We start from the raw sequence: 13,801 nt of genomic DNA, 5'->3' as shown, positions 1-13,801 counted from the left end.
TCCGACCGCCTGGTTCGTAGCCAGGTACTCTATCCAGCTGAGCTACAGCCGCGCAACATGGTTTTCTGTATCTGTACTTCAACTGCTTTTCGTGTCCCGCCAAATAGATGGCGGAGAGGGAGGGATTCGAACCCTCGGTACGAATTAACGTACGGCTCCTTAGCAGGGAGCTGGTTTCAGCCACTCACCCACCTCTCCTTGAGAACGCGGCGTATAGTACCATAATATTTCTGTTTTCATAGGGTTGACGCCGACTTTTTCTTAGCTGATTCGAACGTCCGCCACAAAAAAACCGTCCAGATGCCCTCGGACGGTTTTCCCGATTCTCAGCTATTGCCGGGCTCCTGCCCATCAGAGTCAGACTTTTCGCTCTGAATGCGCTGGTAAATTTCTTCCCGGTGCACGGCGACTTCCTTGGGCGCATTTACGCCAATTCGTACCTGATTCCCTTTCACCCCCAGTACAGTGACAGTAACTTCGTCACCGACCATCAGGGTTTCGCCGACACGGCGCGTTAAGATTAACATGTCCGTTACTCCCTTTTTTCAGAGCTACTGTTCCGACATAAGCAACTACGTACAACATTTATAATGGGACCACGCACTGGCTTAACAAGCGGTTCAAGCGCTGATAAACGGTACATGTAGCCAAAACCTTAGCTACCTGTGAATGGCTCCCTTTTTACAAGGTGCGGACAAATTGAAATCCTTGTCACACCTCTCCCCCGGGCTTGTCCAGTTCAAACGCACTGTGCAGTGCGCGAACGGCAAGCTCAAGATACTTTTCATCGATTACTACCGAAATTTTTATCTCAGACGTGGAAATCATCTTGATATTGATGCCCTCGTCGGAAAGTGCCTCAAACATTTTCGTGGCGACGCCCGCGTGAGATCTCATCCCTACGCCGACGATGCTCACTTTGGCAATCTTGCTGTCGCCACTGACTTCTCTTGCCTTGAGTTCGGTGGCTGCGCGCTCCAGAATTTCCTTTGCTCGTCTAAAGTCGTTTCTATGAACGGTAAACGTGAAGTCAGTCCGGTTGTCTGCCCCTACGTTCTGCACGATCATATCCACTTCGATATTGGCGTTACTGATCGGCTTCAATATCCTCAGAGCACTGCCAGGTGTATCCGGTACGCCGGAAATAGTGAGCTTGGCTTCATCGCGATTGAACGCTATGCCAGAAACAACCGGTTGCTCCATGACGTTATCATCCTCAAGAGTAATCAGGGTGCCACCACCCTCTTCGAAACTGGACAGCACCCGAAGCGGCACATTGTATTTACCGGCAAACTCAACCGCACGTATCTGTAACACCTTCGAACCCAAGCTTGCCATTTCCATCATTTCTTCGAAAGTGATGCGATCGAGGCGTCTGGCGCTGTCAACAACTCGTGGGTCGGTAGTATAGACCCCGTCCACATCCGTATAGATCTGACACTCGTCGGCCTTCAGGGCCGCCGCAAGTGCCACTGCCGTTGTATCTGAGCCCCCTCGACCGAGAGTTGTGATATTGCCCTGCTCATCCATGCCCTGAAAACCGGCAACGACCACAACGCGACCTGCCGTCAGATCTTCCCGCATTCGCTGTTCATCAATCTGGCGAATACGAGCCTTGGTATGGGCACTATCTGTCAGAATACGCACTTGGGCACCGGTATAGGAACGGGCTTCACAATTACGTTTTTGCAATGCCATGGCCAACAGCGCAATGGTGACCTGCTCACCCGTGGACACCAGCACATCCATTTCCCGTGGCGTGGGCTCATCCATGATTGCCTCTGCAAGAGCGATAAGCCGGTTGGTCTCACCACTCATGGCTGACACTACAACTACAACATCATGCCCTTCCTTGCGAAAGCGACTTATCTTTTCAGCTACGGCTTCAATGCGGTCAGTCGAGCCTACCGACGTACCGCCAAATTTCTGGACCAACAGAGCCATGTTTTTCCTACTATCCGAGCCGGAACAGCCGGTCTTGAACAAGCCATCGTAAGCGGTTTTTAACGCCGCTACCTAACAATCGTGCGGATTATAATTGCCCGCGTTACCTTTACAATCTAAATATTAGCTTGTGGCCTTTGCGATCCAGTCCGCCACGCTCTCAAGCGCGCCGGGCAACCTGGCGGGATCGTTACCTCCCCCCTGGGCCATATCCGGGCGTCCACCACCTTTGCCATCCACCTGGCCTGCCAGGTATTTCATCAGATCCCCGGCCTTTACCCGGCCGGTGGCTGACTTGGTGACTCCTGCGACCAACGTCACCTTGCCATCCTCCACACTGGCAAGCACCACCACACCCTCACCAAGCTTGTTCTTCAACTGATCCGCCGTATCCATCAGGGCCTTGCGATCGGCACCTGGCAACTCGGCAGCGACAACCTGAAGGCCATTGACCTCGATGGCCATGCTCGCCAGATCCGTGCCCGCCGAATTCGCCAGTTTCTGTTTGAGCTGTTCGAGCTCCTTCTCCATCTGGCGCGAACGTTCCACCAACGCCTGGACCTTTTCCACTGCCGAGTCACGGCTGGCTTTCACAAGCCCGGCGACTTCACGCAAGGCCTTGTCGGTGGCTTCCATCCAGGCCAGCGCACCTTGACCGGTGACCGCTTCGATGCGTCGCACACCTGAAGAAATACCGCTCTCGGACGTTATCCTTAAAAGGCCAATGTCGCCCGTTCGGGAAACGTGAGTGCCGCCACAAAGCTCCACCGAGTAGGCATCTTTACCCATGCTCAGCACGCGAACGGTATCGCCATATTTTTCGCCGAACAGGGCCATGGCACCCTTGCGCTGGGCCTCCTCCATATCGGTTAATTCCGTGGAGACGGGGGTATTGGCCTGGATCTGTTCGTTAACCTGGTGCTCGATTTCACGTAACTGCTCAGGCGTTACCGGCTCGAAATGGGAGAAATCGAAACGCAGCTTGTCAGGATCAACCAGCGAGCCCTTCTGGGTTACGTGCTCTCCCAAAATCCTTCGGAGCGCGGCGTGCAGTAGATGGGTAGCCGAGTGGTTCAGTGCGGTCGCCTGGCGCCGGGAGTGATCAATGTGTGCGTCGACTTCAAGACCCGGGAAGAATTCACCTTCGATAACCGTGCCGACGTGCAGATGGTGGGAACCGTCCTTGCGGGTATCCTTTACCTGGAAGCGGCCGCCACTCCAGGTCAGCAGACCGGTATCGCCTACCTGGCCACCGGATTCTGCATAAAAGGGCGTGCGTTCCAGTACGATGACAGCCTCATCCCCCGCCTCAGCGGTTTTTTCTTCACCGCCGACCAGTACGGTGCTGATCTTTTCATGACCGTCGATCTGCTCGTAACCGGTAAACTCGGTTCTGCCCTCAAGCCGCAGTCCGGCGTTGTAGTCGATACCGAACTTGCTGGCAGCACGCGCACGTTCCCGCTGGGCATTCATGGCTTTTTCATAGCCATCGTAGTCCAGCGTAAGGCCTCGCTCCCGGGCAATGTCGTTGGTCAGGTCCACCGGGAAGCCAAAGGTATCGTATAGCGCAAAGACCGTTTCGCCGGGAATGACCTTGGCATCGAGTGCCGCTATATCCTGCTCAAGCAGTCGCAGACCTTTGTCCAGAGTCTTGGCGAACTGCTCTTCCTCCTGCTGGAGCACTCTTTCAATCTGGGCCTGGGTACGAACCAGCTGGGGGAAAGCTTCGCCCATTAGATCGACGAGGGCACCCGTGAGGCGATAGAAAAACGGTTCGGTCGCACCCAGTTTGTTACCGTGTCGGGCAGCGCGTCGGATGATACGCCGCAGGACAAACCCGCGGCCTTCATTGGAGGGCATGACACCATCGGCAATAAGAAAGGCACAGGAACGGATATGGTCTGCCACCACCCGCAACGAAGCCTCTGTGGTCGCGATGCCACCGAGAATATCAGAAGCGGCCGCCAGCAAATCCTGAAACAGGTCGATTTCATAGTTGCTGTGAACACCCTGCATAACCGCAGTTATACGCTCAAGCCCCATACCGGTATCTACCGAGGGCTTTGGCAGCGGCTGCATTTCGCCGTCAGCAGCCCGGTTGAACTGCATGAAGACCACGTTCCAGATCTCTATATAGCGGTCGCCGTCTTCTTCAGGGCTACCCGGCGGGCCACCCGCGACGTCCGGGCCATGGTCAAAGAATATCTCGGTACAGGGACCGCATGGGCCGGTATCACCCATCTGCCAGAAGTTGTCCGAGGCATAGGGAGCACCCTTGTTGTCACCGATACGGACGATACGCTCCGCCGGCACGCCCATTTCTCGGGTCCAAATATCGAAGGCTTCGTCATCCGTTGCGTAGATAGTGACCCAGAGCTTGTCTTTGGGCAAAGACAGCCATTGATCGCCGGTCAGGAAAGTCCAGGCAAAGTTGATGGCCTCACGTTTGAAATAGTCGCCGAAGCTGAAGTTGCCCAGCATTTCAAAAAACGTGTGATGACGGGCGGTGTAGCCCACATTTTCAAGATCGTTGTGCTTGCCCCCAGCCCGGACACACTTCTGGGTTGATGTCGCCCGGCTGTAGTCACGAGCTTCGCGGCCGAGGAACACGTCCTTGAACTGGTTCATCCCTGCGTTGGTGAACAGCAGTGTAGGGTCATCGGCAGGCACCAGCGAGCTGCTGGGCACAACGGTATGGCCGTGCTGTTTGAAATAATCCAGAAAAGCCTGTCGCAACTGTGCGGTTTTCATAACCCCATCCTGATAGATCGATCAGTCATACTGTCAGTCATACTGACCAGTGTACCTGTGAGCCGGCGCCGGCTCGAATCGCAAGAAACAGCCAAGCCGGGCTGGACAAGCCGGCTACTCTAGCATAGGGCGCGGGGAGTAAAAACGGCAAAGGCCTTGGCGCGGGCAAATCCACCCAGGCAGTTGCGGAATATGAGGACAGGGTCATCCTGCAGTCGACTCCCAACGGCTCGGCCAAAAACCGCTGACGCTCCGCGAGAGGTTCACAGGGACCAATTACGATATACTTGCGCGCCTGAAACAGGTCAATCCCTTGGAGTTGCTATGCCCCGACGTTTTCATGATCAGGACGAAACCCTCGCCACAGCCGGTTTGGTTAAACGCCTACTGGCCATGCTTTACGATGGCCTGATCTGCATCGCCGTGCTTCTGGTCGTAACATGGTTGTATACGTTACTCGCAGCCTGGGTCATCGGATTCGACCGCTACCTGGAACTGGCGGAAGGCGGCCACCTCAATACCGATCCACTGCTGACGTCGGTCCTTTTCGTTACGCTGTATCTGTTCTTCGGCTATTTCTGGACTCGTAACGGCCAGACTCTGGGGATGCAGGTCTGGCGTATCCGGGTCGAAAATGCCAACGGCACGTCCATAAGCTGGCTACAGGCTCTGCTGCGATTCATGATGGGATGGGCAAGTCTGCTCACGGCAGGCCTGGGCTTTCTCTGGATGCTCTGGGATAAAAAAAACGAAACCTGGCCGGATAAATTCTCAGAGAGCCGTATTGTTCAGGTGCCGAAAACATAGCCGTGTGGGGGCAGCCTCGTCAGGCGGCTATCCGGCTTTGCGCATCAACAGGAAGCCGACCAGGCCGCTGAACGCAATCGGGACTACCGTGGCGAGCATCGGATCAAAGCCGAACACCAGGCTCATGGGCCCCAGCAAATCCTGCATGTATTTGAACAGGAGCCCGACAATCAGGCCGGTGAATACCCGAAACCCCATGGTTACCGAACGCAGGGGGCCAAAGATGAACGAAATCGCCACCAGAACCATGACCGCGGTCCCCACGGGCATCAGGACCTTTTTCCAGAAGGCAAGCCAGTAGGTTGCAGCCCGCAGGCCCTGCTCATCAAGATACGTGGCGTAGGTGAACAGGCCTGACATCGACAGGTTCTCGGGCTTGACGATCAGCACACTGAGCACATCGGGAGACAGACCACTTTCCCAACGCTCATTTTCACCCGTTTCCAGGGACGCACCCTGCTCCGTGAGCCTGGTTGTGGTTACCTCGTCCAGCAGCCAATGATCGCCCTGATAAGTTGCCTGATTGGCAAACGTCGCCGACGCCAGCCATCGGTCGTCGTTGAACCTGAACAACGACACTCCATGCAGCGTGCCATCAGGCTGGACCGCATTCAGATGAATAAAGGTGTCTCCTTCCCGATGCCAGATACCCGTGGCCGAGGCAATGTTCTGGCCTGCCCCCTGGGCTATGGCCTTCTGGCTCTGTGCCATGCGTTCCGTCGGCGGTGCTACGTATTCGCCAATCAAAAGCCCCACAAGCACGATAAGCAGAGTGGGTTTCATCGCCGACCATACGATTCGCCGTATTGAGACCCCGGCTGCCCGTATAACGGTCAGTTCCGAAGAGCTGGCCATGGCACCCAGCCCTACCAGACAACCCATGAATGCGCCCAGCGGCAGATAGTCATATATCCGTCTAGGCAAGGTCATGAACACGTACGTCAGTGCCTGAAGTGTCTGGTAGTCGTTTTTGGCGTCGTCAAGTTCGGCAATAAAGGCAAATATAAGGTCGAGAGACAGTACCACCAGCATCACAAGGAGCATGGCCCCTGCCACGGAGCTCATGACATAGCGGTCAAGTTTACGCATGGGCCGGCTCCTCACGCTGTAGCTTGCGCTTGCGTAACCATGCCGGCCCGAACTGCAGCCAGAGCCCGAGGACAAGAAAGAGAGCATGCACCCAGAGCATCCCCAGCCAGCCGGGCACCTTCTGGTCAGCCAGCGCATCCCGAGCCACGATCAAAAGCCCAAGGTAAAGTATGTAAAGCAGCATTGCTGGCAGCAGGTGAAAGAAGCGGCCCTGCCGGGGGTTTACACGACTCAGGCGAACCGCCAGAAGCGTGACGATGGGTACGATCAGGGGCAATGAGAACCGCCAGTGTAAAGTTGCAATGGCCTCTGGATCATCTGAAGACATCAACTCCCAGGTACTGACCGCTTCGTCCAGCTCCCGGTCACGGCCGGAGCCGCCCTGGATTTTCAGGCCATAGGCCTCGAATTCAGTGACTTCATAATCGAGTCGGCCCGGGACGCCAGCGAAACGTGTGCCTTCCTGCAGGACCAGAAAGCGGCTACCGGTATCCTGGTCGATAAACTGGGAGCCGGTCTCGGCCGAGATAATGGTAAGCCCGCTCCCTGCCGGAGCAAACTCGGCAATAAAGACCCCCTGCAGCTCACGCTTGTCATCACTAAGGGCCTCGGTATAGGTCACCCGGTTGCCGGATTCAAGGCTCTGGAACCTGCCCGGGGCAAGCATCTCGAATTCGGTAGCCTTGCGCTGTTCATTGAAGATAGCCTCGACCTGCTTCATACCCCAGGGCGAAACGAACAGACTCATGGACCCGACAATCAGCATGACGACCACACTGCCAACCAGAGTCTGAGCTAGAATCTGGCGCTCGCTCACACCACAGGCGTACAGAACCGTCATCTCGCTTTCCAGGTACATGCGGCCGTAGGCCAGCAGAATGCCGATGAAAAAGCCCAGAGGCAGGATCAGCTCCAGAAAGCCGGGGAAGCGGTACGCCATGATCTGGAAAAGCACATCGCCGGCCAGCTCTCCCGCCGCCGCATCCGCCAGGTACTTGATAAAACGGCCGCTCATGAAAACCATCAGCAAAATGCCTGACACAGCCAGCATGCTGATCATCACTTGTCGGGTCAGGTAGCGGAAAATGAGGGTCAAAGCGATCTCGATCCATTGAACGAAGAGTGATTAACGGGGCACGGATGTTCAGACTACGTGGCCGCTATTCTATGTAACCTGTCCGGTGAATGACAGAGGAACGGCCGGCGCCCTTGATAATTGGCGCCAGAACCACAATCCTATAGCCATCGTAATTTTTGTCCGTATTCTGCAGGGCTTATACCCGCTGCGTGCGGTCTGACCAGGCCCCTGGCCTCGGAACGCCCTCTACCAACACACCAGTGCATACCGGAGACATTATGAATGTAACCCTGAGCAGCAAGACCCCTGACGCCATCAAGGCGGACTGCCTGGTTGTGGGCGTGCCTGAAAAAGGCCAGTGGCCTGACTCAACCCAGCAGGCAGACGCCGCCCTGGGCGGGCTTCTTGCGGAGCTGCACAAAGCGGGTGACATGACGGGAAAACTGGCCAGTACACTGATGTTCCCGGTTAGCGACAAGCCTTGGGATCGCATCCTTGTAGTCGGCACCGGTGGCGACAGCGACCGGTCCCCGGCAAATTACCGCAAGGCGTTGACTGCTGCTTTCTCTCAGCTCAAAGACAGCAACGCCAGGAACGCGCTGGTGACTTTAGCTGACACCAGCACCAACACGACAGATTGGACAGAGGCAGACAGGGTCAGCCTGATCGGACGCACCCTGGAAGACCAGATGTACCGCTTTACCGGGTTCAAGAGCGAGAAGGCTCCGGCCCCTAAACTCGCCAAAGTGACCGTGGCGGCCTCCGGCACCGGCAAGGCGCTGAAGGACGCACTGATTCTGGGCCTGGCCACGGGCCGCGGCATGAACCTGACCCGCGACCTCGGCAATACGCCGCCTAACGTCTGCCACCCTACTTGGCTGGCGGAACAGGCCGAGAAAATGGCGAAAGACCATGAGGTGATCAAGACCGAGGTTCTTGATGAGAAGCAGATGAAAAAGCTCGGCATGAACTCATTGCTGTCTGTATCAGCGGGCAGTGCCCAGCCGGCCAAACTCATCATCATGGAATACCGGGGCGGCAAGTCCAAGGACAAACCCCATGTACTGGTGGGCAAGGGCATCACCTTCGACAGCGGCGGCATCAGCATCAAGCCTGGCGAAGGCATGGATGAAATGAAGTACGACATGGGAGGCGCGGCGAGCGTATTCGGGGCCATGCAAGCCATTGCCGAGATCAAGCCTGCCATCAATGTTGTTGCGGTCGTCGCTGCCGCCGAAAACATGCCCAGCGGAACGGCCACCCGTCCCGGCGACATCGTGACCTCCATGTCGGGCCAGACCATTGAGATCCTCAATACCGATGCCGAGGGCCGTCTGGTTTTGTGCGACGCCCTGACCTACGTCAAGCGTTTCGAGCCCGCCACGGTTGTGGATCTGGCCACTCTGACAGGCGCATGCATCATCGCCCTTGGCCACCAGGCGACCGGCCTGTTCAGTAATGACGATGCCCTGGCAGAGCAACTAACAGCTGCCGGGGAGCGCGCCTGCGACCGGGTTTGGCGCCTGCCTATCTGGGACGAATACCAACCCCTGCTGGACAGTAACTTTGCGGATATGCAGAACATTGGCGGTCGCGCCGCCGGTTCGATTACCGCAGCCTGCTTCCTGTCACGGTTCACCAAGGACTACCGCTGGGCGCATCTGGACATTGCCGGCACTGCGTGGCACTCAGGCAAAACCAAAGGCTCTTCAGGCCGGCCTGTGCCGCTTCTGGTCGACTACCTGATGTCGAATGTCGGCAAGTAATCCCGCCGCCCGGTCGTACTGGTTTCATATCCTGGCTCAGCCTACCGCCACCGCCCGTCATCTTCACGCGGTGCGGCTGGCGGACAAGGCCTTCCAGCAGGGCGACCGGGTCTGCATTCTGTGCGACTCGGCCCGCCAGGCCGAGGAACTGGATGATCTGCTTTGGCAGTTTCGCCCCGACGCCTTCATCCCCCACTCAGTTGTCCCTGACTCCGCGGTCACCTGTTCGGACCCTGTCGGCATTCTGCTGTGTCCTCCGGTCGCCCGGGAATGGGATACGGCCATCATCCTGACCTCCACCCTGCCGGCCGAAGCGGACCGGTTTGCGCGCCTGGCCTTGGTGGCCCAGAACGATCCCATGGTGCTGGATCAGGCCCGGTCGCACTTCAGGCAATTGCGGGCCCTGGGTATCGAACCCCAGGTCCATGACCAACGCACTCGCTAGCGAGCCCGCATCCACCTTCAGGGCCGGCAGTACGGGTTCGCCGCACCGTCGCCGAGCATGTATAATTGCGGCTTCTGAATTTGCCCAATCCATACCAATAAACGGTCATTAGCAGACACCCATGGAAAAAACCTACCAGCCAGAGAATATCGAGCAGCAGTGGTACAGAAACTGGGAAAACAAGGGGTATTTTCGCCCGACCGGCCAGGGCGAGGCCTACAGCCTGATGATTCCGCCGCCCAACGTCACCGGTAGCCTGCACATGGGGCATGCGTTCCAGCATACCATCATGGATACCCTTACCCGCTTCAAGCGCATGCAGGGTCACAACACGTTGTGGCAAGTAGGCAGTGACCATGCAGGCATTGCCACGCAGATGGTGGTTGAGCGCAAGCTGGCCGTTGAGGAGGACAAAACCCGCCATGACCTGGGTCGGGAAGACTTCATTAAGCGCATCTGGCAATGGAAAGAGCACTCGGGCGGAACCATTACCGGGCAAATGCGCCGGCTGGGCAATTCGGTGGACTGGGACCATGAACGGTTCACCATGGACGACGGTTTTTACAAAGCCGTGCAGGAAGTGTTTATTCGTCTGCACGAGGATGGGCTGGTTTACCGCGGCAAACGCCTGGTCAACTGGGACCCCAAGCTGCACACCGCCATTTCCGATCTTGAAGTGGAAAACAAAGAAGAGAAGGGGCATTTCTGGCACTTGAGATACCCCCTGGCCGAAGGCGCCAAGACCCTCGACGGCAAGGATTACCTGGTGGTCGCGACGACGCGGCCCGAAACCATGCTGGGCGATACCGCGGTGGCGGTACATCCTGACGACGAGCGCTACCAGCACCTGATCGGCAAGCACGTCATGCTGCCGCTGGTAAACCGTTCCATACCGATCATTGCCGACACCCACGCTGACCCCGAAAAAGGCAGTGGCTGCGTCAAGATCACCCCGGCCCATGACTTCAATGACTACGCGGTGGGCAAACGCAACAGTCTGCCGATGATCAATGTTCTGACGGCCAATGCAGACATTCGTGGCACCGCCGAAGTCTTCAATACCGACGGAACCGTCAATACGGACATCGACGCCTCACTGCCGCCATCATACGCCGGCATGAGCCGTGAGAACGCCCGCAAGCAGATTGCAGACGACCTTGAGCAACAGGGGTTGCTGCACCAGGTCGAAGACCATGTCCTCAGCGTACCGAGGGGCGACCGCTCCGGGCTGATCATTGAACCCATGCTGACCGACCAGTGGTTTGCCGACGCCAAAAAGCTCGCCGAACCCGCCATTGAGGCAGTGGAAGACGGTCGGATCGAGTTCGTACCCAAGCAATATGAAAATATGTACTTCTCCTGGATGCGGGACATTCAGGACTGGTGTATTTCCCGGCAATTATGGTGGGGCCACCGTATCCCCGCCTGGTACGACAACGATGGCAATATCTACGTGGGCCACGATGAGGCCGAGGTACGGAGCAAGCACAACCTGGCACAGGAACTTGAGCTGAAGCAGGACGAGGACGTACTGGATACCTGGTTCAGCTCTGCCCTGTGGACGTTCGCCACCCTGGGTTGGCCGGAACAGACCGAGCGCCTGAAGACCTTTCACCCCACGGATGTGCTGGTAACCGGTTTCGATATCATCTTCTTCTGGGTCGCCCGCATGATCATGATGACCATGCACTTCATGAAGAATGAGGACGGTACCCCCCAGGTCCCCTTCAAAACCGTCTATGTCACCGGTCTGATCCGGGACGAGCACGGCGATAAAGTGTCCAAGTCCAAGGGCAATGTCCTGGATCCCCTGGATATGATTGACGGCATCAGCCTGGAAGACCTGCTCGCCAAACGCACCGGCAACATGATGCAGCCCAAGCTGGCCCAGAAGATCGGCAAGCGGACACAAAAGGAATTCCCCGAGGGTATCACCCCCCATGGGACCGATGCCCTGCGCTTTACCCTGGCAGCCATGGCGACCACGGGACGGGACATCAATTGGGACATGAAGCGCCTGGAGGGCTACCGGAACTTCTGCAACAAGTTATGGAACGCTGCCCGTTACGTTCTGATGAATACAGAGGGTGAGGATTGCGGCGTTAACGGCGAGACGGTGACGCTTTCCCTGGCCGACCGCTGGATTATCAGCGCCTTGCAGAACTGCGAACAGGACGTAATCCGTCACCTGGAACAGTACCGTTTTGATTTGGCAGCCTATGCCCTGTACGAGTTCATCTGGAACGAATACTGCGACTGGTACCTCGAGCTGTCCAAGCCCGTTCTGAACGACGAACAGGCCACTACGGAGGCTAAGCGGGGCACCAGGCGCACCCTGGTCGGTGTGCTGGAGGCTGTCCTGCGCCTTGCCCACCCGATCATGCCGTTTATTACCGAAGAGATCTGGCAGCGCATTGCGCCCCTCGCCGGCAAACAGGGGGACAGCATCATGCTGCAGCCCTACCCTGCGCCGGACGTGGAACGGGAGGATCCGACGGCGGTTGCTGATATTGAATGGGTAAAGGGCGTTATCGAAGCGGTGAGGAACATACGCGGTGAAATGAACATCTCGCCCGCCCGCAAGATACCGGTGCTGTTGCGCAATGGCAGCCCGGAGGACCAGCGCCGGATGACCGAAAACCAGCAGTTCCTCAGTTCTCTGGCGAAACTGGAGAGTCTCACCTGGCTCAGCGATCAGGAAGCCCCCATGTGTGCAACCCAACTGGTTGGCGATATGGAAGTCCTGGTTCCGATGGCCGGGCTCATCGACAAGGACGCCGAAATGGCACGCCTCGACCGGGAGCTGGAGCGCCTGGGCAAGGAGATCAGCCGTCTGGAAGGCAAACTTGGCAATGAAAAGTTTACTGCCAAGGCACCGGCTGACGTTGTCCATAAAGAGAAAGCCAAGCTCAGCGACGCCCAGGGCAGTCTTGAACGCCTGCAGGGCCAGAGAAAAGCCATTGAGGCAATGTAGGCGTGAAAACTGGCAGCGGCGCCCGGCGGAGTCCAGAATTCCCTGACTGCCTGATTCTGGGCGCCGGCGCCCTCGGCCGGCTTTGGGCCGCTCATCTGACTCCGGGCACCGTTGGCTTTGTGCCCCGGAACCCGCAACAAGGGGGCAATTGTGAATTCCACCTTGAAGAAGCCCTCGCAAAACCCGGGCAGGTCAATGTTTCTGTGCCATGGCATTGGCCCAGCGCATTGCACCCGCCCCGCCTGCTGCTGGTCACCACCAAGGCCTATAACGCCCGGGACGCCCTTGCCGGTGTAGTTGATCACCTGCCCCTGGATACGCCAATTGTGCTCTTTCAGAACGGCATGGGCAGCCAGGATACTGCAGCCGAAACCCACCCTGATCGTCCCATACTCGCTGCTGTGACCACTGAAGGGGCTAACCGGCCTCGCGAAGGCTCACTGATCCATGCAGGTCGCGGCGAAACCTGGGTCGGCGGCATCAACAGGGCCGGCAGTGCGGTCCAGGAGCAGGTTACGCGCAGTCTCGGAAGAAGCGGTCTGGTAGTCCACCCTGAACCGCTCATCCGCCGCCGTATGCTCAGGAAACTGGTGGTCAATGCCGGCATCAATCCGTTCACCGCTATTCTGGACTGTTCAAACGGCGCGATTCTCGGCCATCCGTTTTACCTTGACTGTATTGATGCCCTTTGCGATGAGGCGTCCGTGGTCATGGCCAATGAAGGACAGTCGCTGCCCGCTTCGGAGTGGCGAGGCATGATTGAACAGGTCGCCCGGACTACCGCCGGCAATACGTCGTCCATGAGGGCGGATGTAATATCCGGTCGCCGAACCGAGATAGACTTCATCAACGGCTGGCTTTGCGCGCGCTGTGATGAACTGGGATTTCCGGCACAAGTGAACCGTATGCTGGTTGACACGGTAAAAGCCTTATCCACTATTGAGTAA

Annotated in this window: 10 protein-coding genes and 1 tRNA gene; 5 read left to right on the top strand and 6 right to left on the bottom strand. The window is 57.3% G+C overall.

Features of this window, described 5'->3' with window-relative positions:
• Nucleotides 1-108: 108 nt before the first annotated feature.
• From G7W63_RS02440 to alaS, 4 genes are all read right to left on the bottom strand, one after another.
• A tRNA-Ser gene (locus G7W63_RS02440) sits at nt 109-198 on the bottom strand.
• Nucleotides 199-326: 128 nt separating this feature from the next.
• On the bottom strand, nt 327-527 hold the full coding sequence (gene csrA / locus G7W63_RS02435) for a carbon storage regulator CsrA (protein WP_166252636.1): 201 nt from the start codon (nt 525-527) through the stop codon (nt 327-329).
• Between the two features lie 184 nt (nt 528-711).
• On the bottom strand, nt 712-1,944 hold the full coding sequence (locus G7W63_RS02430; RefSeq protein ID WP_166252633.1) for an aspartate kinase: 1,233 nt from the start codon (nt 1,942-1,944) through the stop codon (nt 712-714).
• Nucleotides 1,945-2,067: 123 nt separating this feature from the next.
• A complete protein-coding gene (gene alaS, locus G7W63_RS02425) occupies nt 2,068-4,695 on the bottom strand; it encodes an alanine--tRNA ligase (protein ID WP_166252630.1) in 2,628 nt (875 codons plus the stop codon).
• 324 nt (nt 4,696-5,019) lie between these two features.
• On the opposite strand from alaS, the gene G7W63_RS02420 reads away from it, so the two are divergent.
• Nucleotides 5,020-5,502, top strand: coding sequence for an RDD family protein (locus tag G7W63_RS02420; RefSeq protein ID WP_166252627.1), 483 nt, complete (start codon nt 5,020-5,022; stop codon nt 5,500-5,502).
• A gap of 27 nt (nt 5,503-5,529) precedes the next feature.
• Here G7W63_RS02420 and lptG read toward each other — a convergent pair whose 3' ends face one another.
• Complete coding sequence (gene lptG, locus G7W63_RS02415; RefSeq protein ID WP_166252624.1) at nt 5,530-6,591, bottom strand: LPS export ABC transporter permease LptG; 1,062 nt, start codon at nt 6,589-6,591, stop codon at nt 5,530-5,532.
• The gene (lptF, locus tag G7W63_RS02410; RefSeq protein WP_166252621.1) at nt 6,584-7,687 is read right to left on the bottom strand and encodes an LPS export ABC transporter permease LptF; all 1,104 of its coding nucleotides are present in this window, start codon (nt 7,685-7,687) and stop codon (nt 6,584-6,586) included. Before lptF ends, lptG begins: the two co-directional genes overlap by 8 nt.
• A gap of 260 nt (nt 7,688-7,947) precedes the next feature.
• On the opposite strand from lptF, the gene G7W63_RS02405 reads away from it, so the two are divergent.
• The 4 genes from G7W63_RS02405 to G7W63_RS02390 all read left to right on the top strand — a co-directional run bounded on the left by G7W63_RS02405 (nt 7,948) and on the right by G7W63_RS02390 (nt 13,801).
• A complete protein-coding gene (locus G7W63_RS02405) occupies nt 7,948-9,435 on the top strand; it encodes a leucyl aminopeptidase (protein ID WP_166252618.1) in 1,488 nt (495 codons plus the stop codon).
• Complete coding sequence (locus tag G7W63_RS02400; protein ID WP_166252615.1) at nt 9,422-9,880, top strand: DNA polymerase III subunit chi; 459 nt, start codon at nt 9,422-9,424, stop codon at nt 9,878-9,880. The genes G7W63_RS02405 and G7W63_RS02400 overlap by 14 nt, the downstream gene beginning before the upstream one ends.
• Nucleotides 9,881-10,001: 121 nt before the next feature.
• On the top strand, nt 10,002-12,854 hold the full coding sequence (locus G7W63_RS02395) for a valine--tRNA ligase (protein WP_166252612.1): 2,853 nt from the start codon (nt 10,002-10,004) through the stop codon (nt 12,852-12,854).
• 2 nt (nt 12,855-12,856) lie between these two features.
• On the top strand, nt 12,857-13,801 hold the full coding sequence (locus G7W63_RS02390) for a ketopantoate reductase family protein (RefSeq protein WP_242634280.1): 945 nt from the start codon (nt 12,857-12,859) through the stop codon (nt 13,799-13,801).

It is taken from the genome of Marinobacter salicampi (assembly GCF_011074795.1).
Lineage (GTDB): Bacteria > Pseudomonadota > Gammaproteobacteria > Pseudomonadales > Oleiphilaceae > Marinobacter > Marinobacter salicampi.
Note: the sequence above shows the minus strand (reverse complement) of the source record. Positions and strands in the feature narration are given on the sequence as shown.